Annotated in this window: 22 protein-coding genes, 1 pseudogene, 1 riboswitch and 1 other annotated feature; of the genes and pseudogenes, 7 read left to right on the forward strand and 16 right to left on the reverse strand. The window is 38.2% G+C overall.

Going from position 1 to position 25012, the window contains the following annotated elements:
- Positions 1-89 precede the first annotated feature (89 nt).
- Together AC2CGN_RS11215 and AC2CGN_RS11220 are read left to right on the forward strand one after the other, a co-directional pair.
- The gene (locus AC2CGN_RS11215) at positions 90-281 is read left to right on the forward strand and encodes a hypothetical protein (RefSeq protein ID WP_484513889.1); all 192 of its coding nucleotides are present in this window, start codon (positions 90-92) and stop codon (positions 279-281) included.
- Positions 263-559 carry a hypothetical protein gene (locus tag AC2CGN_RS11220; RefSeq protein WP_429982789.1) on the forward strand — a complete coding sequence of 99 codons (297 nt, stop codon included), beginning with the start codon at positions 263-265 and terminating at the stop codon, positions 557-559. Before AC2CGN_RS11215 ends, AC2CGN_RS11220 begins: the two co-directional genes overlap by 19 nt.
- A gap of 161 nt (positions 560-720) precedes the next feature.
- Here AC2CGN_RS11220 and AC2CGN_RS11225 read toward each other — a convergent pair.
- From AC2CGN_RS11225 to AC2CGN_RS11250, 6 genes and pseudogenes are all read right to left on the reverse strand, one after another.
- Positions 721-1284, reverse strand: a pseudogene (locus AC2CGN_RS11225) (PhzF family phenazine biosynthesis protein); the annotation flags it as partial.
- Between the two features lie 131 nt (positions 1285-1415).
- Positions 1416-3833, reverse strand: coding sequence for a leucine--tRNA ligase (gene leuS / locus AC2CGN_RS11230; RefSeq protein WP_429982791.1), 2418 nt, complete (start codon positions 3831-3833; stop codon positions 1416-1418).
- Positions 3834-3923: 90 nt separating this feature from the next.
- Positions 3924-4135, reverse strand: a binding site (T-box leader).
- 64 nt (positions 4136-4199) lie between these two features.
- Positions 4200-5939 carry a SulP family inorganic anion transporter gene (locus AC2CGN_RS11235; RefSeq protein ID WP_429987862.1) on the reverse strand — a complete coding sequence of 580 codons (1740 nt, stop codon included), beginning with the start codon at positions 5937-5939 and terminating at the stop codon, positions 4200-4202.
- Positions 5940-5993: 54 nt separating this feature from the next.
- Positions 5994-6341, reverse strand: a complete 348-nt coding sequence (locus tag AC2CGN_RS11240; protein ID WP_283869239.1) for an ArsR/SmtB family transcription factor — start codon at positions 6339-6341, stop codon at positions 5994-5996.
- Positions 6342-6507: 166 nt separating this feature from the next.
- On the reverse strand, positions 6508-7686 hold the full coding sequence (locus AC2CGN_RS11245) for an MDR family MFS transporter (RefSeq protein WP_484513893.1): 1179 nt from the start codon (positions 7684-7686) through the stop codon (positions 6508-6510).
- Between the two features lie 273 nt (positions 7687-7959).
- Positions 7960-8217, reverse strand: coding sequence for a hypothetical protein (locus AC2CGN_RS11250; protein ID WP_484513894.1), 258 nt, complete (start codon positions 8215-8217; stop codon positions 7960-7962).
- Positions 8218-8597: 380 nt separating this feature from the next.
- Between AC2CGN_RS11250 and mnmL the strand changes: the two genes are divergently transcribed.
- Positions 8598-9554, forward strand: coding sequence for a tRNA modification radical SAM protein MnmL/YtqA (gene mnmL, locus AC2CGN_RS11255; protein ID WP_484513896.1), 957 nt, complete (start codon positions 8598-8600; stop codon positions 9552-9554).
- Positions 9551-10129, forward strand: coding sequence for a tRNA 5-(aminomethyl)-2-thiouridylate-methyltransferase MnmM (gene mnmM / locus AC2CGN_RS11260; RefSeq protein ID WP_484513898.1), 579 nt, complete (start codon positions 9551-9553; stop codon positions 10127-10129). The genes mnmL and mnmM overlap by 4 nt, the downstream gene beginning before the upstream one ends.
- Before the next feature lie 137 nt (positions 10130-10266).
- On the opposite strand, the gene AC2CGN_RS11265 is transcribed toward mnmM, so the two are convergent.
- The 3 genes from AC2CGN_RS11265 to AC2CGN_RS11275 form a co-directional block, all read right to left on the reverse strand.
- Complete coding sequence (locus AC2CGN_RS11265; RefSeq protein ID WP_429982797.1) at positions 10267-10899, reverse strand: superoxide dismutase; 633 nt, start codon at positions 10897-10899, stop codon at positions 10267-10269.
- A 170-nt stretch (positions 10900-11069) separates the two neighbouring features.
- Complete coding sequence (locus AC2CGN_RS11270; protein WP_429982798.1) at positions 11070-12578, reverse strand: alanine/glycine:cation symporter family protein; 1509 nt, start codon at positions 12576-12578, stop codon at positions 11070-11072.
- Positions 12579-12706: 128 nt separating this feature from the next.
- Positions 12707-13513 (reverse strand): alpha/beta hydrolase, encoded by an 807-nt coding sequence (locus AC2CGN_RS11275; protein WP_429987863.1) that lies wholly within the window; start codon positions 13511-13513, stop codon positions 12707-12709.
- 134 nt (positions 13514-13647) lie between these two features.
- Between AC2CGN_RS11275 and AC2CGN_RS11280 the strand changes: the two genes are divergently transcribed.
- Complete coding sequence (locus AC2CGN_RS11280) at positions 13648-14169, forward strand: gamma carbonic anhydrase (protein WP_054771373.1); 522 nt, start codon at positions 13648-13650, stop codon at positions 14167-14169.
- Positions 14170-14421: 252 nt separating this feature from the next.
- Here the strand turns inward: AC2CGN_RS11280 and metK are convergent, their stop codons facing one another.
- Positions 14422-15618, reverse strand: coding sequence for a methionine adenosyltransferase (metK, locus tag AC2CGN_RS11285; protein WP_429982800.1), 1197 nt, complete (start codon positions 15616-15618; stop codon positions 14422-14424).
- A gap of 535 nt (positions 15619-16153) precedes the next feature.
- A riboswitch (SAM riboswitch) is annotated at positions 16154-16271 on the reverse strand.
- 535 nt (positions 16272-16806) lie between these two features.
- Between metK and pckA the strand changes: the two genes are divergently transcribed.
- On the forward strand, positions 16807-18393 hold the full coding sequence (gene pckA, locus AC2CGN_RS11290) for a phosphoenolpyruvate carboxykinase (ATP) (protein ID WP_286923394.1): 1587 nt from the start codon (positions 16807-16809) through the stop codon (positions 18391-18393).
- 218 nt (positions 18394-18611) lie between these two features.
- On the opposite strand, the gene AC2CGN_RS11295 is transcribed toward pckA, so the two are convergent.
- Entirely contained in the window at positions 18612-19388 is a 777-nt protein-coding gene (locus tag AC2CGN_RS11295) for an alpha/beta hydrolase family protein (RefSeq protein ID WP_429985916.1), read from the reverse strand.
- Positions 19372-19836, reverse strand: a complete 465-nt coding sequence (locus AC2CGN_RS11300; protein WP_484513902.1) for an NUDIX domain-containing protein — start codon at positions 19834-19836, stop codon at positions 19372-19374. Before AC2CGN_RS11300 ends, AC2CGN_RS11295 begins: the two co-directional genes overlap by 17 nt.
- A 365-nt stretch (positions 19837-20201) precedes the next feature.
- On the opposite strand from AC2CGN_RS11300, the gene AC2CGN_RS11305 reads away from it, so the two are divergent.
- Positions 20202-20591 (forward strand): hypothetical protein, encoded by a 390-nt coding sequence (locus AC2CGN_RS11305; protein WP_286923397.1) that lies wholly within the window; start codon positions 20202-20204, stop codon positions 20589-20591.
- Between the two features lie 93 nt (positions 20592-20684).
- Here AC2CGN_RS11305 and AC2CGN_RS11310 read toward each other — a convergent pair whose 3' ends face one another.
- The 4 genes from AC2CGN_RS11310 to AC2CGN_RS11325 all read right to left on the reverse strand — a co-directional run bounded on the left by AC2CGN_RS11310 (position 20685) and on the right by AC2CGN_RS11325 (position 24948).
- A complete protein-coding gene (locus tag AC2CGN_RS11310) occupies positions 20685-21608 on the reverse strand; it encodes an aminopeptidase (RefSeq protein ID WP_484513904.1) in 924 nt (307 codons plus the stop codon).
- Positions 21609-21621: 13 nt separating this feature from the next.
- Positions 21622-22383, reverse strand: a complete 762-nt coding sequence (locus AC2CGN_RS11315) for an IclR family transcriptional regulator (RefSeq protein ID WP_286923399.1) — start codon at positions 22381-22383, stop codon at positions 21622-21624.
- A 347-nt stretch (positions 22384-22730) separates the two neighbouring features.
- Positions 22731-24002 carry a M20 family metallopeptidase gene (locus AC2CGN_RS11320; protein ID WP_286923400.1) on the reverse strand — a complete coding sequence of 424 codons (1272 nt, stop codon included), beginning with the start codon at positions 24000-24002 and terminating at the stop codon, positions 22731-22733.
- The gene (locus AC2CGN_RS11325; RefSeq protein WP_484513907.1) at positions 23992-24948 is read right to left on the reverse strand and encodes a DUF1177 domain-containing protein; all 957 of its coding nucleotides are present in this window, start codon (positions 24946-24948) and stop codon (positions 23992-23994) included. Before AC2CGN_RS11325 ends, AC2CGN_RS11320 begins: the two co-directional genes overlap by 11 nt.
- Positions 24949-25012 lie beyond the last annotated feature (64 nt).

Genomic DNA, 25012 nt, shown 5'->3' on the forward strand with positions numbered 1-25012 from the left:
GTTTTTTATTAAAAGTCAACAATTTGTTTACAATAAAACAAGTACTAGAGGGGCTAAATATTCGTAACCATTCTCAGTTAAAAACATGGATGAAATGGTACAGGAACGGCGAATTACATCGTCTTGAACAGCCTGTAGGAAAACAATATACATTTGGCAAAGGACCTGAATATGAAAGTGAAACCGCTAAGTTACAAGCAGAGAATCGTTATTTAAAGCAACAAATTGAAGTGTTAAAAAAGTACGCAGAGTTGGAGAGGAAGTGGTCCCAAAAGTTGTAGTAGAGCTAGTAGAGGAATTAAAAGAAATGATGCCAATTGGTGAAATCTGCCGTCATTTAGGTGTAGCTCGTTCGTCATATTACCGATGGAAGGTCGATAAAAATAAATTAACACACAAGAATCTTCGTGGCCAACAAATCTATCGAAAAATCGCAGAATTACTTATAGGCATTGGTGAGAAAACTGTGCAACGTGTGATGCAAAAATACGGCTGGCAATGTCGTATAAAGGTAAAGAAACGGAAACGTACGGGACAACCAGCTCAACTCGCTCTATAGACATAAAAACACCCCTTTAGACCAATATAATCTAAAGGGATGTTTCGTCCCAACTTTATTTCAAATCTACAGTAGAGTTAGAAAAGGATAAGGTACTAACTTTAAAAAAGTTAGTACTAGAAATTATTTTCTCAATCTTTTTATTCGGTGTTTTTTTATTTTCACTCAATATTTTCTACATTTATACACTTAGTTTCACAGTAATAGCCTTTGCCGCCAACATAAACTTTTTCTATTTTATTCTTGCTATTGGTTGCTAATTTAACTAATATTTCGGAAGGCGAGTGTAAAGAATAACCTTGTTCAAATACATAGACTTCTTTTTGCAAGTAGTGCTGTTCATAAAGATTGCAAGCTAATGCACCGTTTGAAGTTCCAGTCGCTGCTTCTTCATTGATGTCGTAGAGTGGAGCAAAATTTCTGCATATCATTCGATTGTCATTAAAAGTATATAGATGCATCCCGACAACATTATAATACTTGCTGATTTCTTTAATTTTTTCAAAATTAGGTTGCAGTGCATGTAATCGTGTTTCGCTTTTTATAGGAATTAAAATATCTTTTAAGCCTGTGGAGACAATTTGAATTGGGTATTTATTGTCTACAGCTTTAATGTCAAAACAGTCGATGAACTCGTTTGGAGATACAACATCATAGAATATCGGTTTGTTTTGTTCCATGAATATGATGTCATCTTTTATGGTAATAGTAAGAACGCCGCTGTGTTGGATAACTATAAAGAAAGAGACAAACTATTTTTAGCATATGAACTCTCCAAAAATAGTTTGTCTACAGTCTGAAGGTGTACTAACTTAAAAAAAGTTAGTTTGTTACATAGTAGGACACTTTTTTATCTTTATTTTACTACGATATTGACAAGCTTACCTGGAATAACAATGACTTTTACTAAGTCTTTGCCTGCCATATGCTCTTGTACTTTGCTGTCAGTAAGTGCTACTTTTTCGATTTCTTCCTTAGAAGCATCTTTTGCTACGATAATTTTTGCTCGTACTTTACCTGCAACTTGCACAGCGATTTCTACTTCATCATCCACAAGCTTAGATTCATCATATACTGGCCACTGCTCATAAGAAAGGGTTGCATGATGTCCTAGTAGTTGCCATAATTCCTCAGCAATATGTGGGACGATTGGTGCTAGCATTTTTACGAAGCCATCCGCGTAAGCTGCTGGAATGACATCTGCCTTGTAGCAATCATTGATGAAGACCATCATTTGTGAAATAGCTGTATTAAAGCGGATGCCTTCATAATCCTCTGTCACCTTTTTCACTGTTTGGTGATAGGATTTCTCGAGTGTTTTATCATCTGAAACTTGAATTTTTGAAGAAATTGCACCATCTTCTTCATTGACAAATAAACGCCAAATACGATCTAAGAAGCGACGTGCTCCGTCTAAGCCATTTGTAGACCATGCCACAGACGCCTCAAGTGGTCCCATAAACATTTCATAAAGACGTAATGTATCCGCACCATGTGAAGAAATGATTTCATCTGGATTAACTACATTGCCTTTTGATTTAGACATTTTTTCATTACCTTCGCCAAGAATCATGCCTTGGTTAAATAATTTTTGGAATGGCTCTTTCGTGTGAACAACGCCTAAATCATATAACACTTTATGCCAGAAGCGTGCGTATAGTAAATGTAATACAGCGTGCTCTGCACCACCAATATAAATATCAACTGGTAACCAACGTTTTAGCAATTCTGGATCAGCTATTGCTTCTGAATTTGTTGGATCAATATAGCGTAAGAAGTACCAGCTTGAGCCTGCCCATTGTGGCATTGTATTTGTTTCACGGCGTCCTTTTTTACCTGTCTCTGGATCAACAACATTTACCCACTCTGCAATATTTGCTAATGGAGATTCACCTGTACCAGAAGGACGGATATTATCTGTTTTTGGAAGCATTAATGGTAATTCAGATTCAGGCACTGGTGTAATTGAACCATCTTCCCAATGAATCATTGGGATTGGCTCACCCCAGTAACGCTGACGAGAGAATAACCAGTCACGAAGACGATAAGAAATTTTCTTCTCCCCAACGCCCTTTTCCTCTAACCATTCAATGGCCTTCGCAATGCCATCTGCTTTATTTAAGCCATTAAGGAAATCGGAATTAATATGCTGACCATCACCTGTAAATGCTTCTTTACTAATGTCTCCACCTTCAAGGACAGGAATAATCTCTAAATTAAACTCTGTAGCAAACTCATAATCGCGTTCATCATGCGCTGGTACTGCCATGATAGCACCAGTACCATAAGAAACTAGTACATAGTCTGCAATCCAAATTGGCACCTTTTTACCGTTAATCGGATTCACTGCATAGGCACCTGTAAATACGCCTGTTTTTTCTTTTGCTAAATCCGTACGCTCTAAGTCAGATTTCATTTTTACCTTTTCTAAGTAAGCATCAACAGCCTGTCGTTGATCAGCCGTTGTAATTTGCTCCACTAATTTATGCTCAGGTGCAAGCACACAGTATGTAGCACCAAATAAAGTATCAGGACGCGTTGTAAATACTGTAAAACTTTCATCAGTGCCATCAATGCCAAATGTGACTTCAGCACCTTCAGAACGACCAATCCAGTTACGTTGCATATCTTTAATAGACTCTGGCCAATCAACTTCCTCAAGGTCGTCGATTAAACGGTCCGCATAAGCTGTAATTTTCAGCATCCATTGCTTCATTGGGCGACGCTCTACAGGGTGACCACCGCGTTCTGATTTTCCATCAATTACTTCCTCATTTGCCAATACTGTTCCTAATGCTGGGCACCAGTTTACAGCTACTTCATCTACATAGGCTAGGCCTTTTTTATATAGCTGAATAAAGATCCATTGTGTCCATTTATAATATTCTGGGTCCGTTGTGTTTATTTCACGATCCCAATCATAGCTGAAGCCAAGCTCTTGAATTTGACGTTTAAATGTCGCAATATTTTTTGCCGTAAATTCAGCAGGATCATTTCCTGTGTCAAGTGCGTATTGTTCTGCTGGTAAACCGAATGCATCCCAGCCCATTGGATGTAGCACGTTAAAGCCTTGCATGCGCTTGAAGCGTGACAGGATATCTGTCGCTGTATACCCTTCTGGGTGTCCCACATGAAGACCAGCTCCAGATGGGTAGGGGAACATATCTAGCGCATAAAATTTTGGTTTTTCTGCTTCATTTACTGTTTTAAACGTTTTATTATCAGCCCAATATCGCTGCCACTTTTTTTCAATTTGTTGATGATTAAAACTCATTTTTTTCCTCCTTTAATTGTGCCATGCTTTTCACCTTAAGAATTGACAAAATATTTAAAAAATAAAAAAACTCGCCCCTTTCTTCATTAAGAAAGGGACGAGAGAATTCGTATCTCCCGCGGTACCACCCAAATTAGTGATCACACTCGGCTCAAGCTTCCTTAACGCGGAAGGAACGGCACGCGTTGCTTCACGCGGGCAGACTCAGAAGGTGAGTTCGATTTGCTTTCTTACTAGCTTCCACCAGCCGCTAGCTCTCTAAAAAGAATCACAAATTTACTATTCCTCATCACTGTCTTTACATGTATTGCATTTATTCTAATGGAAAGTGTTGAAAAGCACAAGCCTTTGTTCATATACTAACCATTACTGTACAATTAAATCCCTTTTTTCCTTAGATTGTGATAATTCCTGACATTCACGGAAGGCAAAATGTTTACATCCTATACACTTATTTGTATCTAAATAGCGAAAAGCCTCATTAATTGCTTCTCCTGTATGTGGATAAAAATGAGCTTCCCCTATTTCATCATAGAGACCATTATGCTGAAGCGCGACTTTCATTTCATCCTGTAATCCTGTTATTAAAATGGTACCACCTTGCGTTTTGAAATTCCGAATAATACTACCAAAATATGTCTCACCTGTTGAGTCCATAAAGGGCACTTTCCCCATTCGTAATATTAAAACTTTAGATTGGTGAGTGGGAGCGGCAATGGCCTGCTCGAAAGTAGACGCTGCCCCAAAAAAAAGCGGCCCCTCAATTGTATAGATACTAATTTGTGGACAATCATGCTGCTGATGAACAACGTGTGATTGTACTTTTTCATGCTTTAATGAGTGATCTGGTAATACTTTTGTGACGACAAGCTTCTCACTCATACGCTTTGCAAATAACACAACAGCTAACACCAGCCCAACCTCCACAGCTAGTGTTAAACTTGTAAAAACAGTCAGTAGGAAGGTAATAATTAAAACTAGTGAATCTCCTGATTTCAACTTCACAATATGTGCAAAATGCTTTTGTTCACTCATATTCCAGGCAACAACCATTAAGACAGGCGCCATACTCGCTAAAGGAATATGAGAAGCATACGGAGCTAATAGCAATAAAGTAAGTAAGACAAATACACCATGAATAATACCTGACATTGGCGAAACCGCACCTGTTTTGATATTTGTCGCTGTACGGGCAATAGCACCAGTTGCCGGGATTCCTCCAAACAATGGTGTAACAATATTCGCAATGCCTTGGCCAACAAGCTCTCGATTGCTATGGTGTTTACTATTTGTCATACCATCCGCGACAACCGCAGATAAAAGTGATTCAATACCACCAAGCATTGCAATAACAAAGGCTGGTCCTATAAGTAGCTGAATTCTTTCCAATGTAATATCCGGTATTGCAAAGTCTGGTAAAGTGCTTGGAATTTGACCATAGGCAGTCGCTATGGTAGCAACTTGTCCTGAAAAAAAGAACGTTGCAATAAGTGTGGAAACAACAATACCTACTAACGCTCCTGGTACTTTCGGTAAAACTTTCGGTGTCAATAAAATAAAAACGAGACAAATAATTGCTGTGACAATACTGTAAAAATTCGTCGTGCCAATATGCATCACAATTTCTTTTAAATTGGCAATAAAATACTCGTGCCTTGTCATATTTGTCAGCCCTAAGAAATTGGCAATCTGCCCCGTAAAAATAATCACGGCAATTCCAGCAGTAAAACCTACTGTTACAGGACGTGGGATAAACTTAATTAAGGAGCCTAGCTTAAAAATACCCATTAAGCACAGCATAATCCCTGCCATCAAACCAGCAATTAATAAATTTTCGTAGCCATATGTTAGAACGATTCCTAGAAGAATTGGCACAAATGCACCTGTTGGACCACCAATTTGATATTTCGAACCACCAAAGATTGAAATAAGTATACCAGCAATACAAGCTGTATATATTCCATACTCTGGCTTGACACCCGAAGCAATCGCAAAAGACATTGCTAGCGGGATTGCTACGATTCCGACAATAATCCCCGACAGTAAGTCCTTCTTAAAATGATGAACTGAATATCCTTCAAATCTCCCTATTATCAGTGACTTCATACATAAATCTTCCCTTCGAAATAATAAGCAAAGCAAATTTTTCAAAAAATATGATTATATATTTTCTTCGTCACTTCCATTGATGGTCATTTCTTCTAATCTTGTAATCGTATTAATTAAATGATTGTTAAAAATCTCCTTGGCTACTCCAAGCAGCTCACCAATCATCGGATCACTTAAGGAGTAGTAAACTTTTTTTCCTTCTTTTATCCCATAAACGATATTTTTTGCTCGTAAAACACTTAACTGCTGAGAAACAGCCGAGCCCTCTTTTTCTAAACAGCTTTGTATCTCATTGACACTTTTTTTACCATCTACTAATAATTCTAGTATTCTTATTCGTAATGGATGAGCTAAGGCTTTAAAAAAATCTGCCTTAAACTGCTGTAATCCCTCTTCCACTTTCATCCCTCCAAGGAATTTCACTTCAACATATTCAAATATTTGAATATGTATGATTGTACGCCTGTTTTTACTTTTAATCAATATCCAATCTAAAAAAAGAGTGAAAACTATACTTTTTGCATAGTTTTCACTCGTTTACATACTTTTTTTGTTAAATCAACCATCATTCGGTGGTTGTTTGATGTTTTCGTAAAGGATAGTCATAGATTAAACATGGCACAATGGCAAACAATACAATGATTACTAGTATTAAAACAAGTACGATCATCCCAAACTGATCAACCATAATACCACCAAACAGGGGTCCAATCATCCTACCAGCTGTTGCCGCACTGTTGATAATTCCTTGGTAGAAGCCCTGTCGTCCCTTGGGCGCAAGCTGATTTGCAATCGTTGGCAAAGCAGGTGTATAAAACATTTCACCGAAAGTTAAGACAACCATAGCAGCCGCAAACATTGTAAAATCACTCGCAAAGGCAATAATTCCAAATGAAAGTGCAATCAACGTAACGCCAAATACTAATTGACGTTTTAATGTATGCTCCCATCGCTTGACAAGTGGCGCAATAAGTGGTTGCCCAATAACAATGAGAAGACCGTTAATTGTCCACAGTAGGCTATATTGTTTTAAGCCTAATCCTAAATCCTGTGTATACGAAGAAATAGTCGCGCTCCATTGCGAATAAGCCAACCAGCATAGCACAGAGGATGCACTAATAATTAATAATGCATAAAATGGTGCTTTATTAATGATTTTCTTACTCTCACCTACCACATTTTTCGGCGCAATACTGCCTACCTCTAATCGCTTAAAAGTAAATAACGCTATAAAAAAGAATAAAATATACATGACTAGATTTACCTTGAATACGTAGTCAAATTGATAGTCAGCCACGATTCCCGCAAGTGCTGGTCCAATAGCAACCCCTACATTTTGAGCAAGATAAATAGCATTAAAGGCCTTTCTTCCGCCCTCAGGCCATGCCGTTCCAGCTAAAGCAAACATCCCAGGAAATACGATTCCTCCACTAAAGCCAAGAATCGTTAAGAACCATACATAATGCGGCCAGCCATGCCAAATCGTTAACCCTATTAATGAGGCAATCGTTAAAAGAATGCCAAGCATAATTGACTTATAGCCACCTATTCTATCAAATAAATAACCACCTAATAGATTACCTAGTACCCCAGCAGCAGAATTCAACATTAATACAAAGCCAGCCATCGCCAGTGACTTCCCTAAATAATCGTGCATATAAATGGCGTTCAAAGGCCATAAAAATGAATTGCCCGTTGTGTTCACAAGCATTCCAATAATTAAAAACCAAACACTTTTTGGCATAGAATGACCTCCATTATTTCGCTACTCTAAATAGTTAGTTTATGCTGAAAAATACAAAAGCACAAGGAAAACAATTTTACCTTTTTTACAGTGGCAACACAATATAAAAAAGTGTATCTGTGTTCAAGCTAATTTCTTTGTTTTCTCTTTATTTTGCTCGGGGTGGACGGCTTTTCGCTCCGCTTTCCTCTTCATCCGCTCGGGCAAACTGGCTTTCCGCTCCGCTTCCCTCTTTATCCGCTCGGGGTGACCGGCTTTTCGCTCCGCTCTCCTCTATATCCGCTCAGGTTGACTGGCTTTCCGCTCCGCTTCCCTCTTCATCCGCTCGGGTGGCTCAACTTTTCGATCCGCTTTCCACATCATCCGCTCGGGGTAACCGGCTTTTCGCTCCGCTTTCCTCTTCATCCGCTCGGGTGGCTCAACTTTTCGATCCGCTTTCCACATCATCCGCTCGGGGTGGCCCGCTTTTCGCTCCGTTTTCCTCTTTATCCGCTCGGGTGGCTCAACTTTCCGCTCCGCTTTCCACATCATCTGCTTGGGCTAACTAGTTTTCAGCTCCGCTTTCCTCTTCATCCGCTCAGGTTGGCCTGCTTTTCGCTCCGCTTCCCTCTTTATCCGCTCAGGATGGCTAACTTTCCGCTCCGCTCTCCTCTTCATCCGCTCGGGGTGGCTGGCTTTTCGCTCCGCTTTCCTCTTCATCCGCTCGGGGTAACCAGCTTTTCGCTCCGCTTTCCCTTTTTCTGCTCAGGTTGCCTAAAATTGAAGCAACTTTACGTTAAATGAATTGGTGTAAAATACCCCTATGGGAATACAGAAAATACCTCTGTTTGAAGTTTCGCTTTATTGAATTCTTCCCTCATGACGGAAAGCACTAGTACATGATAAAATATAGTGTTAGAGGAGTGAAATAAATGACAGAAACAAGCTTTCCTTTTTCTTCAGATGGGAAAAGATACTATACATGGAATCGCTATTTACGTGAGCAATTTGGTCATAAAGTCTTTAAAGTAGCACTGGACGCAGGCTTCGATTGTCCAAATCGTGATGGTACCGTTGCTTTTGGTGGCTGTACTTTTTGCAGTGCAGCAGGCTCTGGTGATTTTGCTGGCAATAAAGTCGATCCTATAGATGTGCAATTCGCTGAAATTCGAGACAAAATGCATCAAAAATGGAAGGATGGCAAGTACATGGCTTATTTCCAAGCTTATACAAATACACATGCCCCACTTCCCGTATTAAAAGAAAAATTTGAAGCGGCACTGGCGCAGGATGGCGTTGTAGGTTTATCGATTGCTACTCGTCCAGATTGTCTTCCAGATGACGTAGTAGAGTATTTAGCTGAATTAAATGAGCGTACTTATTTATGGATTGAGCTCGGTCTTCAAACAGTGCATGAAAAAACAGCAAATCTAATAAACCGTGCCCATGATTATGCCACATATGTTGAAGGTGTTGAAAAGCTTCGAAAACATGGTATACGTGTATGCTCACACATTATTAACGGCCTTCCTCTTGAAGACTATGACATGATGATGGAAACTGCACGTGAAGTGGCAAGGCTTGATGTACAAGGCATAAAAATTCACTTGCTACACCTTTTAAAGGGAACGCCTTTGGTCAAACAGTACGAAAAGGGCATGCTAGAATTTTTAGATCAGGATGTTTATACAAAGCTTGTAGCAGATCAACTTGAGATTTTACCTCCGGGTATGGTGATTCACCGTATTACAGGGGATGGACCCATTGATTTAATGATCGGCCCAATGTGGAGCGTTAATAAGTGGGAAGTATTAAATGGCATTGATGCAGAGCTTGAACGCCGTGGAAGCTGGCAAGGGAAATTTTATCAGGCTGAGGTTGTCAAATGAAGCTACAACGTGTTTTACAATATGCTCAACAACTGTTAAAGGATACAGTTGAGGAGGGTGATACAGTGGTCGATGCCACTGCAGGTAACGGTCATGATACATTATTTTTAGCACAGCTTGTCGGGGATAGTGGTCAAGTATATGCCTTTGATGTTCAAAAAAGTGCTGTGGATGCCACACTACTTCGCCTGCTTGATCATGGCTTAGAGCATCGTGGACTTGTCTTACATAGAGGGCATGAGGAAGTTGCTAAATATGTACACAAGCAAGTGGCAGCCGCCATATTTAATTTAGGTTATTTACCTGGTAGTAATCACGATATCATTACAAAGCCAAATACGACAATAGTTGCCATTCAAGATTTACTAAAGTTACTGAAGATTGGTGGACTGATTGTTTTGGTCATTTACCATGGTCATCCAGGTGGCAAGGAGGAACGAGATGCTGTCATAGAGTATGTAAGTCAGCTTCCTCAAAAATATGTACATGTACTAAAATATGAGTTTTTAAATCAACAAAATGATCCACCTTTTGTTATTGCTCTAGAAAAAATGAAAGATTACCCAATCGAATAATTTTAAGGCATGGCTTCGATGCTTATCGAATTCATGTCTTTTTTGCTTATCAAAAGGAAATATCCCCCGATGGCGCGGGGGATAGGGAGGAGTTACTTATTTTCATGTCAAATTACCTTCATTTAACTTAGCTTAAGTTAACTTTTTAAAGATTGTTGTTTCATTGCTTCTACATAGCGTTGATTAACTTTATCCCAATCGACAGTATTCCACCAATTTTTAACAAAATCAGGGCGACGATTTTGATAGTTCAAATAATATGCATGTTCCCACACATCGATTACGAGCAAAGGAATTTTTCCTTCAATTAAAGGTGTATCTTGGTTAGCTGTACTCATAATGCTTAGTTGATTATCCTCCAGCACTAGCCACCCATATCCACTTCCAAAGCGAGTAATTGCTGCTTTAGAAAGCTGATCCTGAAAATTATCAAACGTTTTAAAATAATATTCAATTGCCTGTCCAATATCAGCATTAGCCTCACCACCGCCATTGGGACTCATCATTTCCCAAAATAAACTATGACAGTAGTGTCCTCCACCATTATTTTGTATGGCAGTTTGAATGTCAACTGGAAGCAAATCAAGATTACTTAATAAATCTTCCAATGATTTATTTTGTAGGTCCTTATAGCCTTCTAAGGCCATGTTTAAATTATTTACATATGTTGCATGATGCTTTGAATGATGAATCTCTAACGTTCTAGCGTCAATATAGGGCTCTAATTGATCGTAGTCATATGATAGTTGCGGTAAATGGAACACAGTCATTTTTTCACCACCTTCTAAAAAGTTTCTTAAAGGAAAAATAATTTCCTTAATACAAAATATATATTCTTTTTCCATTGTCGTCAATAGGAATTTTATTTTCTTTTTGCAAAAACAAAAAAAGCTATCAAATAGAAATAAAAAATTCTATTTAATAGCTTTCCCTATATTACCTATTTATTTTGACGTTTTTTATTATAATCAACCCAGAAATCTGCCCCTTTAATACCAAGTTCTCGAGGATCAAAAACAGGATCTTTTCCTTCTTTTTTCTGTTTCTCATAATCCTTCAATGCCACTATTGCAGGTTTCATAATAATTAAAATTGCAATAACGTTAATCCATACCATCAGTCCAAGTCCAACATCCCCCATTGCCCAAGCAAGGTCTGAAGTACGAATTGTACCATAGAATGCAGCTATTAAAATCGCAAACTTCGCAATCCATATGAAGACTTTTTCAGCTGAACCAGAGAACAAATAAGCCACATTTGTTTCAGCAATATAGTAATAGGCCATAATTGTTGTAAAAGCAAAGAAGAATAATGCGATTGCTACAAATGGACCACCGAATCCTGGTAATGCAGAATCTACAGCAAATTGTGTGTATGCTGCACCTTCCTTAATACTTTTCGCAAATGTTAGTTGATCTTCTCCAGTAAGGCCATTTTTGTTAAATTCTCCAACGTGAATAAATGGATCAGTACCTTCTGCTGCCTTTTCATCCTGTACATTATACATGCCCGTAAATAAAATCATAAATGCTGTAGCTGAACAAATTAATAATGTATCAATGTACACGGATGCTGCTTGCACAATTCCCTGTTTTGCAGGGTGCGATACTTCTGCTGCTGCCGCTGGGTGCGCTCCAGTTCCTTGACCAGCCTCATTTGAATAGATACCACGTTTAACGCCCCAAGCAATTGCAGAGCCAATAATCCCACCAAAAATTTCTTGAGCACCAAATGCGCTAGAAAAAATAAGTGCAAATACGGATGGGATCTCTGTGATATTCATCCCAATAATAATGATAGCCATAATAATATAAGCTAAAGCCATAAACGGAACAATTATCTGTGCAGCATTGGCAATAGATTTAACTCCACCAATAATAATTGCACCTAATAACACAACAATAATAAGCCCTGTAATCCAAGTTTGAACATTGAAAGCGTTTTCAACAGCAGTTGCAATTGCATTCGATTGAACACCTGGCATCAAGATTAACATTGCTATTAAGGCAGCAATAGCAAAAATTATTGCGAACCATTTTTGACCCATTCCCTTTTCTATGTAAAAGGCAGGTCCACCGCGATATTCAGTATCTTTCTCTTCTTTATAAATTTGTGCTAACGTTGATTCCACATATGCAGTTGCTGCGCCAATAAAGGCGATTGCCCACATCCAAAAAACAGCACCTGGCCCACCCATACCGATGGCTGTAGCTGTACCAGCAATATTACCTGTACCTACTCTCCCAGATAACGCAATAGACATTGCCTGGAAAGATGAAATCCCCTTTTCCGATTTTTCGCCTTTAAACATTAAAACAAACATATCTTTAATGTGTCTTACCTGTAAGAACCGTGTAATGATTGAAAAAAACAATCCAATTAACAAAATACCATAAATAAACCACGGTCCCCACAAAATATCATTCAATTTTCCAACAATTGCCTCCATCTTACCCCTCCAATGTGAAAAATTCTATTTTATAAGTCATTATAGTATTACACTTTTCTGAAAATTACAACATTATATTTCAGGAATAATAAATTAGTAATTTTCTAGTAAATTGGAGAGGTCAAATATTACTCAATAATATAGCCAATTCTACGAAGAGCATTGTTGATAAAATCACGAATATAGACAAAAATCTCTTCCCGCTCTATTTCATGAAATAGATTATGATAGCAATTCGCCCATTCCTTAAACTGAAACTCTGTAAATTCCTGCTGATGAAGCCAATTACGAGTTTGTTTAGTTTCCGTTATACTATCTTTTTCAGCTGTCATTACAAGCATAGGCATATTTGGGAATTCAGCCTTTGGTAATAATACTAAATTCCGCATCATTTGCTGTAGCTCTCGATACCATTTCACTGAGACAACTGACATAAAAGGAATCTCATCCTTCATCTCTTCTCTCCCTTCTACACTGCGAGTCAATTTCTCCAATGTAATTTCATGTGTTATTTTAACATTAGCTGTAAGCGCACTTAAACTTGTTAAAGCATTTGATAGTTTACCTGGCAACAGCTTTAATTGAAGCCATGGTGAAGTTAGAATAATGCCTGCACTTTCATATTTTTTCTTGTGCATAGTATGTAGTAATAATGTTGCACCAAGCCCATGTCCTATTAAAAACACAGGTAAATTATACGAAAAAGCATTTTCCATTAAATGTCTAGTATACTTGTTGTATTCTTTAAAATCCTCATCATGAACACGTGAAAACCTTGCATTGACACCATGATTCGGTAAATCCCCCATGACAATGTGGAAGCCTTCCAATCTAAGTTTTTCTATCAGCCATGCATACCAGCGGTGATTTTCATATGCACCATGAAGAATAGCAACCACAGCCTTTGCTTGTCCATCAGCTTCCCATTTCCACATTTACATAGTCCTCCTAAAAAAATTATTACATATTGATTATAACGAAATACTTAACTTCATTAATTTTATATTTCCATCAAGTTGCGTATTTGATACGATAATATTACATCATAGAAAGAAAAGAGGCGATTCTCATGATCTATCCATTTAAAGGTAAAACACCAACCATCGATCCATCCGTTTTTATTGCTGATTATGCGACCGTTACTGGGGACGTTACAATAGGTGCTGAAACAACTATTTGGTTTAACACTGTTATTCGTGGTGATGTGTCACCAACAATTATCGGTGAACGAGTAAGTATTCAAGATCTTTGTTGCTTACACCAAAGTCCGAAATACCCGCTAATTATTGAAGATGAAGTAACAGTGGGACATCAAGTAACTTTACATAGCTGTACAATTCGCAAAAATGCCTTAATAGGTATGGGATCAATCATATTAGACGGAGCAGAGATTGGAGAGGGTGCATTCATAGGAGCTGGCAGTCTAGTACCTCCAGGTAAGGTCATTCCACCGAATAGCTTAGCATTAGGTCGTCCGGCTAAGGTTGTTCGTGAATTAAATGCTGAAGATAAAGAAGATATGGAACGTATCGTCCGTGAGTATGCAGAAAAAGGACAATATTATAAATCTCTTCAAGCAAACAATAAATAATACTAAGTAGCCCCACTTCATCAATTCATCTCTTCACCTGTAGAGAGTCTTCTGTATCTGCCGCTACGCTTACGCGCATAAAACATCTGCCACTGTGCTTTTGATACAAAAAACATCTGCTGAATGAAGATAAAATTATGATTTCGGGGCTTCTTTTTTATTAAGAAAAAGGGCTATGTAAATAAACTAGCCCCTTTCTAATTAATACTTTAATATAATTTATAAATCACTTTAACACTTTAGCGGGATAGTTTATAAACGTGCTCTTTCTCTTAAAGCCTCTGCTCTATCTGTTTGCTCCCAAGGCACATTTAAGTCAGTACGACCGAAATGTCCATATGCAGCAGTTTGCTTATAGATAGGGCGACGTAAATCAAGCATTTTAATAATCCCTGCTGGACGTAAATCAAATAGCTCACGTACCCACTCGACAATCTCGCTTTCCTTCACTTTTCCAGTACCAAATGTATCAACAGCAATGGATACCGGCTGAGCAACACCAATTGCATAGGCTAATTGTACTTCAGCTCGTTCTGCTAAACCTGCTGCCACAATGTTTTTGGCTACATAACGTGCTGCATATGCTGCTGAACGGTCAACCTTTGTTGCATCCTTTCCAGAGAACGCACCACCGCCATGACGCGCATAACCACCGTATGTATCTACGATGATTTTGCGTCCAGTTAGACCAGCATCACCTTTCGGACCACCGATAACAAAACGACCAGTTGGGTTAATGAAATATTTAGTATTTGCATCTAGTAATTCACTCGGAACAACTGGTGCAATTACGAACTGTTTTAAATCTTCCTGAATTTGCTCAAGTGTTGCCTCTTCATCATGTTGTGTTGAAATGACAATCGTATCTACTCGTACTGGTATATTGTTTTCATCATATTCAATCGTCACTTGCGTTTTTCCATCAGGACGTAAATACGCTAGTTCACCAGATTTGCGCGCTTCTGTTAAGCGACGTGCTAATTTATGCGCTAGACTAATTGGTAAAGGCATAAGCTCGGGTGTTTCGTTACATGCATAACCAAACATTAAGCCTTGGTCACCCGCACCGATTGCTTCAATGTCAGCGTCTGTCATAGAGCCTTCACGAGCCTCTAGTGCTTGGTCAACTCCCTGTGCAATATCTGGTGATTGCTCACCAATCGCTACAAGCACTGCAAGATTTTCTGCATCAAAGCCATATTTCCCACGTGTATATCCGATTTCGGCTACAGTATCTCGGACAATACCTTTAATATCTACATAGGTAGAAGTAGTAATTTCTCCTGCTACTAATACTAAACCTGTTGTTACTGTTGTTTCACACGCTACACGTGCATTTGGATCTTCTGCTAAAATGGCATCTAAAATGGCATCCGAAATTTGGTCACAAATTTTGTCTGGATGTCCTTCTGTCACGCTCTCTGATGTAAACAGTCGACGGTTTGTCATTTGGTTTTCCTCCTATTACTCTTACAAAAAGTATTTGTGAATACGGTACTCATTACCCATGTCAAGTCCGATCCTAAGGATTGAACTCTCAAGCCGTTACTGCTGTCGCTTCGCTTTCGTATCAATTTCGCCTAGGCGTAATTGCGTCCGGATTTTATATTGTGCCCTCACAATTCATTCCTTTGAAAATCCGTGACATCCGCCAGAGGCTTTATCTTCATTCAGTAGGTGTTTGGACACCCACTGAAAAGGAACCAAAATCGCATTTATCTCTACCTGTAAAGGTGGAGTCTTCTGTATCTGCCGCTACGTTTACTCGCATAAAACATCTGCCACTTTGCTTTTGATACAAAAAATATCTGCTGAATGAAGATAAAAACAGCTGATGCTTTTAACACGAGGATTTCGAAAGATCCGTCATTATAATAAGGAAAGAACTACATATACTTACCTTTATATTTGTTTTTAACAATAAAAAAATCCTTTTCTCACGCTTACTACATGAGGAAAGGAATAATGACTTCGTAACCTTTCACTCTTATCGTTCAAGGGGTTTCCCTTGCATCAGGTTGGCACCAACGCATGTCGTGAAATAGTTCATGCAGGTTGCCGGGTTTCACAGGGCCTGACCCTCCACCAGCTCGGGATAAGAGTATCCGTTCAATATCTCATATTACGTAAAAGGTCGAACGTTGTCAAATATTTTTTACTGTATTATTGTAAAGGTATGAGAGAAATTTTTTGGTCCCAATACGATTAGCACCTGGGTGATGCTGTAAATGGAAGCAAATTAATCCCTATTACTACCTTATATCCTGTGTTAACATAAAAAGTGACCTAATATCTTTATCATAAAGCATACTATTTGTGGCTTTGAAGACTACCCACCCCTACATGCGGGAAGATGAATTCAGTTTTGCTCTTCTAAACTTGAGTTATAACCTTCCATCTTGTGCGAACCTCATGTTGGTCAAACGCCTTCAAACGCTGTTAAGCTCTGGTGAATGAATGATGACATCTCTCATTATTAATTAACTTTTTGTCGTTTTCTTGAAAAGTAATAAAATCTCAAAAATAATTTCTGAATTAGTATAGATTATTTAAGCAATTGTGTTATACTATTTTTGAAATTAAGAAATTCTCCCTCAAACTCAAGGGAATACTATAAAAAAGGATGGTATTTAATCGATGAATTCAGTAGAAATTGCAAACGAACTGAAGGAATTATTAAGCGGCGGTAACATTAATGTTCAACTTTCAGTACCACAATTAGCTGAAAAGGCTACATCTCGTGGTGAGGCTATGTTAACAGTAGATGGCGCAGTTCGTGCAGAAACTGGCAAATACACTGGTCGTTCACCTAAAGATAAATATACGGTAGAAGAAGAAAGCACAAAGGATAAAATTGACTGGGGAAAAGTAAACCAACCAATTTCTTCTGAAGTGTTCGATAACTTATATGTAAAAGTAGTAAAATATTTAAAAGAACGTGACGAATTATTTGTATTCAAGGGCTTTGCTGGTGCCGACAAAGATTCACAACTAAGCATCCAAGTCATCAATGAATACGCTTGGCACAATCTTTTTGCTCATCAATTATTTATCCGTCCAACTGAAGAAGAGTTAGCTTCCCATGTCGCTGACTTCACAGTTATCTCAGCTCCTAACTTTAAAGCAGACCCTGCTGTGGATGGTACAGCTTCTGAAACATTCATCATTGTCTCTCTTGAAAAGAAAACCATCCTAATTGGTGGAACTGAATATGCTGGTGAAATTAAAAAATCAATTTTCGGTATTATGAACTACTTATTACCACAACAAGGCATCCTTTCTATGCATTGTTCAGCAAACGTTGGTGAAGCTGGAGATGTAGCATTATTCTTCGGTTTATCTGGAACTGGTAAAACGACTTTATCAGCTGATCCCGATCGTAAGCTTATCGGTGACGATGAACATGGTTGGTCTGATAACGGTGTATTCAACATTGAGGGTGGTTGCTATGCAAAAACAATTAACCTTTCTGCTGAAAAAGAACCAGAAATCTACAATGCAATCCGCTTCGGTTCTGTTTTAGAAAACGTAGCTGTCGACCCAGAAACTCGAATTTGTGATTATGATGACGGTTCATTAACAGAAAATACACGTGTCGCATATCCGATCCAATATATTGATAATATTGTTGATCCATCTGTTGCAGGTCACCCAAAAACAATCATCTTCTTAACAGCTGATGCATTTGGCGTATTACCTCCAATCAGTAAATTAACAAAAGAGCAAGCAATGTACCACTTCCTAAGTGGCTTCACATCAAAACTTGCTGGTACAGAGCGTGGTGTAACAGAACCAGAACCAGTATTCTCTACTTGCTTCGGTTCTCCATTCCTTCCACTTCCAGCAACTGTCTATGCTGAAATGTTAGGTCAAAAAATTGACGAACATGGTGCGCAAGTATACTTAGTGAACACAGGTTGGACTGGTGGCGAATATGGTACTGGTAGCCGTATGAAGCTTTCTTACACTCGTACAATGGTACGTGCAGCAATCGATGGCAAATTAGCTGATGTTGAAACAATCCAAGATTCAGTATTTGGATTACATATTCCAACTGCTGTTGAAGGTGTACCAACAGAAGTACTTAACCCTCGTGATGCATGGGCAGACAAAGCAGCTTATGACAAAAAAGCGACTGAGCTTGCTGGTCTATTCAATGAAAACTTCAAGAAATTCTCTAATGTCTCTGAAGCTATCACTACACTTGGTGGGCCATTAAAATAATTTGCTTATACAAAGGGAACGATTTGTAGTCGTTCCCTTTTTTCTTTTTCTTTTACAAAATTTCGAATCGCTACACGAAGCTAATTATGCAGGTGTGGTATTTTTAAGATGAGAGAGGAGCAGAGACGGTTGTTGGAGATAATTATTAGGAAAAGTATGTAATTGTTTCCCACCATATCCTCGTTATGAACGCACAATTTTAGGTATGGTGGGACCAGTTACTGACGTTTCATCCATTCGCAAAGAGCATGGACGGTCTCACGATTTTTTGCCGGAGGATATTGATGGGCAAAATGACGGTCATACCATGTTTCGTAAGTTTTATTGGCATCCTGTAAATAAAATTCTAATTGTCTAGCATGCTCGATATCTACATTTTCATCTTGATACCCATGAATAATAAGCACCGGCGCTGTAATATGCTCTATTTCAAATAATGGTGTTCGCGCGTCATAAGCCTCTGGCACTCGATTAGGCGTTCCTCCTATAACTCGCTTCATCATTCGGCGCATATCTATCCGCTCCCAATAAGTAGCAGTTGCATCAGAAACGCCTGCCCACGTTACAACAGAGGTGATATCTCTGCGTAATATGGCTGTCCAAAGTGCCATAATCCCACCACGTGAGAAGCCAAAGACATGTATATTATCATTGCAGTACTGCTTTAACACGTTTACTCCGTAAACAGCATCATATCGATCAGCACCTGCAAACTCATCTCGCCCCTCCCCACCACGATTCCCTCGGTAATACGGTGCGAAAACAATAAAGCCCTGTGCTGCAAATTGTGCGACACGTGAAGGTCTAACCATTCCAATACTCTGCATGCCTCCACGTAGATATAAAAAGCCATCATATGTACCTTCAGCTTTTGGCTCAGCCAATAAACCTTTCACTCGAAGACCCAAAGATATATAGGTAATTTCCGTTAACCGAATAGCTGGATTCGGCGAAGGATAGGTGCGTTTTTCAACGATTTCACCATTGATCATCATGTTTCAACTCCTCCAGCATTTTTTGCATGCCTTCATCCTTCATATGAAAGCTTAAATTTGGATGATTCGCAAATTCATCGTCGGTTAACCAGATCATCCCTGATGTCTCTAAATCAAACTCGATGTCCTCTTGCCCTGCAAATTGAGCAGTAAAAACCGTTTTACAAAATAACACTTCATCATGAACGGCATATTCTGCAAACCACTTTAAATTTTTTACATGAACTCCTGTTTCTTCAAACACTTCTCGAATTGCTGCCTCTTCCAAAGTTTCTCCAGGCTCTTGCTTTCCACCTGGAACCTCGACGCCACGTCTTTTATGAATCGTACATAGCCATTTGTTATCATATTTCAAAAAAACAAGAACATGTCTAGGTTCAACTTTTAATTCTCCTCTTGTAAAGCTTAAATCCACTCGTAAACCATTTAAATCTGTAAATGAGAACATCCTTTTCAGCTCCTTCTCTTATTTCATACTTTGGGTCGAATCAATTACTAAAAATATTGGCATTCTTCAGCAGTTAGATTGTATCTGCCTCAAAAAAAGAAGGAATTCCCTACGTAATTCTCCATTCTTCACGTTCTTTTGGGGATACAGTTATTTTTAATATAGTGTAATTATGCAATGACAATCAACAAATAATCGCTAATAATTTCCTCTATAGGGTAAATGGGAACACAAGTTTCAAAAGAAAGTCATTTAAAATTAAATTTTCCATAAAAATAAATGAGGAAAGTATAATTTTTAATCAGGTAGGATTATGTAACTTTTTTAGATTTAGAAATGTCAAATACATAGGGAGGGTAACATAAGTGAAAAAGCTAAAATTTATTTATCTATTAATTTTTTCTTTATTCGTGTTAATTGGCTGTGCTGATAAAAATAAAGATATTACCGTTTTTACAAGTAAAAACCCTGATGCACAGGAAGTATTGTCATTAGATAGTAATGCGGATATATTTCAATGGAATGATATCATCTATAAAACAAATATTGATTGGATTAAAGAACTCCAGTTTACTGAAAATTCAAAGGTTGGAAAAATTGAAGCTAACTCTTCAATTGCAGCGGAATTTAAAAATGGAACAGCAAACAAGTTATCTGTGGGTACTGAAATTTTTACAGTAAAAGAACGAAATGATGTGTTAATGGTGAAAGATGATGGAGAAGTTAAATTTTATTATTTATTAGCTGAAGGTTAATAAAAATCTTTGCAATATGTCACACAAAAAAGCGTATTCGATTTAATTTGAATACGCTTTTGCACTTGGTTGAAACAGGAACAGTACTTATTCCTAAATAACTTGTTTGCCATCAAAATAGACGGTTGGATTTTTGACGACACAATCAATATGAACATCTGCTGCATTTGCGCCACCAAATGGTACATTACTGCCAAATGCAATATGAATGGTACCAAATACCTTTTCATCCTCAAGGACATTCCCACATAATATAGCACTTTTGTTTGCACCAATCCCAAACTCTGCAATGATACGGCCATTGCCCTCCCCTAGTAATTCAAGTAATTTCGGGCCATCTGAACCGATTGCATCCTCTAGTCGACCATTGTGAAGCTTTAGTAATAATGGTTCTTTCAACACACCAATATTGGCAATAGAGCCATCAACTAAAATCTCACCATTTGCAGATGTTTCAATGGGAGCAATGTAGGATTCACCTGATGGAATATTACCATATTCTCCGGAATTGCGTACAATACCTGTTGAACGAATACCGGAACGATTTTCTACGCTAAACGTCAACTCATACCCATCTTTTACAATGTGAACATCCTTTGCAGTATTAAGTAGATTGACATAGCTTTCTACAAGTACTTCTATTTCATTTGCATCAGCATGAAGTGCCCCTTGCTCCAGCATTGCGAATGTAACGCCTGGCATTGTGGCAACTCGCCCGCCATTTTCACACGCCTTTTTTCGAGCCATTGTATGTGTTAGAGAATGGGAGGTAATGCATAAGGTAACATCTACTTGCGACATCAGTGACGATATAGCGTTCACTGGTTCATGTCCAGATTTCTTCAGTAGTGGCATCACAACTAGCATTGTGTTTTCCGTTATGCTTAAACCTGCCTGATGGAAAATTTCAGCAATCTCTTGTTTGTGAACATCTGTTAGAATCATCAGTGTTTCTGAGGATTGAACATTTAAATTATTTTTTAAGATATTCAGTGCAATCTCCTGTAAATGCTGCATGTATTTTTTCTCCTTAATTAAAATTCAAATGATACCTACGTATGATATTTTCAACCTCTTGTCTCGCTTGTGTTAGCGGTTCCAAAACTTCTGGAATACGTTGCTCTGTAAAACGGTAAGTAGGGCCTGATACAGTAACTGAACCTACCACTTCTTCTTCACTATTAAATACAGGCATTGCAAGTGCCAGTACATCCGCAGTATATTCACCTTTACTAACTGCATAGCCACATTCTCGTATCTTTACGAGTTCATCTCGAATTTCAACTGTATCTGTCATAGTATTGTTTGTGTAGGCGATTAGTGGCACATCAATCACTTTTGAAATTTGCTCTTCATTGAGGAAGGCAAGCATTGAACGGTAGGAGGCTCCTACATAAAGTGGTGTTCTACTTCCTCTAGATACTGTGAATTTCACCTTATTGACAGGCTCTGCCTTGAGCAAAGTTAACGCCTCTAAGCCATTTAATACTGTAAAAATAGCAGTTTCACCTGTTGTATCCTTTAATTTTTCGAGAACTGGCATGCAAAGTTGATCAATGTTTAAAGAATCATACATATTCATCCCAATTTCCCATAAGGCAATGCCTAATGAATACTTTTTAGTTATAGGATCTTTCGTAATAAATCCATTATTCTCAAATGTTTCAAGAATACGATATAAATTTGTATGATTCATATTCATTGCCATTGCTAGCTCACGACCACCCCATGTGGGCTTTTCCTTTGTAAACATCTTTAAAACGGCAATAGATAAATTTAAGGTTTTTAGCATCTCTCTCATCCTTTTGATCTATTTATCTGACAGTAACGGGCAGTTCTATCAAGTTTGGTGAGGAATTAACTGCCCGCACATGCCTGATTCGTAAAGTTCTAATCTGTAGGGATGAGGAAAACCCTTCTAATTAGAACTTTACTTTTTCTTGTACAAAAGATTACCTTTACGGTTACTTCAATAAGGGGGAATTATCGAGATAGTATCATGTATGGCAACCGTTTGTACAAGATCGTTTAACTTTAATCAGTGGAGGATGAAGTTTGGGCTCGTAATGACCCGTCCTATACGTCATCCCCCACCGATTAAAATTCATTATCAAAAGTAAGAGAGGAGGTAGCTCCCCCTTACTTTTGATGTAAAAAATCTATGGCAGCCGTAATATAAACTTTTGCACAACGTATGATATCCTCTACACGCACTTTTTCATTATAGCCATGGATACTTGGCAAATAGGCTGGACCATATTGTAGTACTGGAATATTATATTGTCTGAAATGACGAGCATCACTACTTGCCCATTGCATCACACCATATGCCTCTTTACCAGTAACAAATGAGATATTATCTACGATTGCTTGGCATACAGGGTTTTCAGCTGGTGTATAGTTGGCCACACTTTTAAATCCAAAACGTTTTATCGAATAATCAATATTTAATGCATCTAATTTACTTGCCAATATATCAGTAACTTGTTCTTGTGTAATACCAAAAGGTAAGCGGCAATCTATTTGTACCTTACAATAATCAGGAATAACGTTGGACTTCGTACCCCCCTCAATTGTACCAATATTTACAGTAATTTTCTCTAATACTTCTTGATATTTCAAACGGTCTTTTTCCACTTCTCGCATGTATTTTTTAGATACTTCAATTAGGGGCTGTACTTCCTCTGGAATTGTAATCTCTAAATCCCATAAGGTACGTATTTCATTTATAGCAGCAATCGCATCTATAATAGCATTTCTTCCTGCTAATGGTGATAGGCTTCCATGACCAGGTTCCCCACGTACCTCTAATTCAAACCAGTACGAACCTTTTTGACCAATCGTAGGATTTAATGGTGATGAAGGCTCCGCAATTAAACAGCCATCACCCTTTACTAGATTTCGTTCTAATAGCCATGGGACTCCATACTCTCCACCTGTCTCCTCATCGGGAACGATCGCTAAAGTCAGTTTTCCTGGTAGCTCAATATTCAATTTCTTTAGCATCTTAGTTGCAAAAATAATTCCTGCTAATCCTGCTTTCATATCACTGGCGCCACGACCAAGCATCCATCCGTCCTTTACTTCCCCTGAAAATGGGTCGAAATCCCACTTAGCCAAATCGCCAACAGGTACCACGTCTGTATGGCCACAATAAACTAGCTCTTTCCCCTCTGTATTTCCAATAGAGGCTACTAAATTAAACATTTTATCCGCAGATTCATATTTTTCATATGGAATATTTATCTCATTTAAATAATTTTCAATAAAAGTTGTTATTTCCGTTGTATCTCCTGGTGGATTGACGCTTGGAATTTGAATTAATTTTGAACATAATTCAATCAACTCATCTTTATTATGTTCAACTTCTTCAATTAGTTGTAACTTGAGTGCGTGTAAATCATTGTTCATGAGCAGGTACCTCATTCCCTTTTGTTTGTAAATGATTCATGCTTCCATATAAAATTTCGATAAGAGCAAATTGCTTTTCATCATAGAATGCACATTTTTTTGCACCAAAAACCTTAGCTACTTCTAAGACAAATCGAACGACATTTTCTACATCTGTTACATGTGTGGCACCTGTTGCACAGCCTGCTACCACAGATTCTGTTGTAATGGCAACGCCTACAACTGGGCTTGTTGTGGCAACAGCCGGTTGTAAAATACTATTAACATGGAATAGACCATTTCCATATGGTGTAATATCTTGCGTAGTAATTGGCATGACAACAGGAGAAATTCCTGCCGATTGAGTATACACATGTAGTAAATCATCACTAACCTTCAAAATATAGCCTTCCTTAACGGTTGGGGTGATGGCAAACCCTTTATGATTACATATTTGATTACCCTTTGTTGTATCAATCGATAATATAGCATCCATCGTTTCATCAACTTCATTTTCATTCATAACACTAATATCTACTGGCGAATTCATAAATGGTACTGGCTCGTGTGGTAAAGTTGGGGCTGTTGGACAAATATGTGTAGTAAAAATAACGTCCCCCTCTAGCTGATCGCCCTTTAAAGCCATATCAATTGTTTTTGCTGCACTTGCCATACAGGCTAATGCACCATCACCATCAGAAACGAAGCCTGTCATTTCTGGGCGTGCTCCAATTCCACCTAAACGTCCAATAATACCTAGTGTTGGGGCGCTCCCACCTGATGATTTACCGTTTTTCCCCTTGACCAAAACTCTTACAAAATCAGTGGAGCCATTGTCACCCTTAATCGTTTTTACAGTAACATCTGCAGAAGGGTCAATATTGTGTAAGTAATCTTTAACAACCTCCCCATTTACATAGATACTATCCATTAATTCGTATAATTCCATAACATGTTTCAATGACATATTCTTGTGCTCCTTTTTTATTACCTCACAACATTTGATAGCACTTCGTGAAATCGTTTGATAG

This window comes from Lysinibacillus sp. DFXJR4 (assembly GCF_057196045.1).

Excerpts from the sequence above, each read along its gene's own strand:
- AC2CGN_RS11215 (WP_484513889.1), top strand. The coding sequence starts at position 90 with ATGAAATGGTACAGGAACGGCGAATTACATCGTCTTGAACAGCCTGTA.
- leuS (WP_429982791.1), bottom strand. The coding sequence starts at position 3,833 with ATGAGTTTTAATCATCAACAAATTGAAAAAAAGTGGCAGCGATATTGG.
- AC2CGN_RS11235 (WP_429987862.1), bottom strand. The coding sequence starts at position 5,939 with ATGAAGTCACTGATAATAGGGAGATTTGAAGGATATTCAGTTCATCAT.
- AC2CGN_RS11245 (WP_484513893.1), bottom strand. The coding sequence starts at position 7,686 with ATGCCAAAAAGTGTTTGGTTTTTAATTATTGGAATGCTTGTGAACACA.
- AC2CGN_RS11250 (WP_484513894.1), bottom strand. The coding sequence starts at position 8,217 with ATGATGTGGAAAGCGGAGCGGAAAGTTGAGCCACCCGAGCGGATAAAG.
- mnmL (WP_484513896.1), top strand. The coding sequence starts at position 8,598 with ATGACAGAAACAAGCTTTCCTTTTTCTTCAGATGGGAAAAGATACTAT.
- mnmM (WP_484513898.1), top strand. The coding sequence starts at position 9,551 with ATGAAGCTACAACGTGTTTTACAATATGCTCAACAACTGTTAAAGGAT.
- AC2CGN_RS11265 (WP_429982797.1), bottom strand. The coding sequence starts at position 10,899 with ATGACTGTGTTCCATTTACCGCAACTATCATATGACTACGATCAATTA.
- AC2CGN_RS11270 (WP_429982798.1), bottom strand. The coding sequence starts at position 12,578 with ATGGAGGCAATTGTTGGAAAATTGAATGATATTTTGTGGGGACCGTGG.
- AC2CGN_RS11275 (WP_429987863.1), bottom strand. The coding sequence starts at position 13,513 with ATGTGGAAATGGGAAGCTGATGGACAAGCAAAGGCTGTGGTTGCTATT.
- AC2CGN_RS11280 (WP_054771373.1), top strand. The coding sequence starts at position 13,648 with ATGATCTATCCATTTAAAGGTAAAACACCAACCATCGATCCATCCGTT.
- metK (WP_429982800.1), bottom strand. The coding sequence starts at position 15,618 with ATGACAAACCGTCGACTGTTTACATCAGAGAGCGTGACAGAAGGACAT.
- pckA (WP_286923394.1), top strand. The coding sequence starts at position 16,807 with ATGAATTCAGTAGAAATTGCAAACGAACTGAAGGAATTATTAAGCGGC.
- AC2CGN_RS11295 (WP_429985916.1), bottom strand. The coding sequence starts at position 19,388 with ATGATGATCAATGGTGAAATCGTTGAAAAACGCACCTATCCTTCGCCG.
- AC2CGN_RS11300 (WP_484513902.1), bottom strand. The coding sequence starts at position 19,836 with ATGTTCTCATTTACAGATTTAAATGGTTTACGAGTGGATTTAAGCTTT.
- AC2CGN_RS11310 (WP_484513904.1), bottom strand. The coding sequence starts at position 21,608 with ATGCAGCATTTACAGGAGATTGCACTGAATATCTTAAAAAATAATTTA.
- AC2CGN_RS11315 (WP_286923399.1), bottom strand. The coding sequence starts at position 22,383 with ATGCTAAAAACCTTAAATTTATCTATTGCCGTTTTAAAGATGTTTACA.
- AC2CGN_RS11320 (WP_286923400.1), bottom strand. The coding sequence starts at position 24,002 with ATGAACAATGATTTACACGCACTCAAGTTACAACTAATTGAAGAAGTT.
- AC2CGN_RS11325 (WP_484513907.1), bottom strand. The coding sequence starts at position 24,948 with ATGTCATTGAAACATGTTATGGAATTATACGAATTAATGGATAGTATC.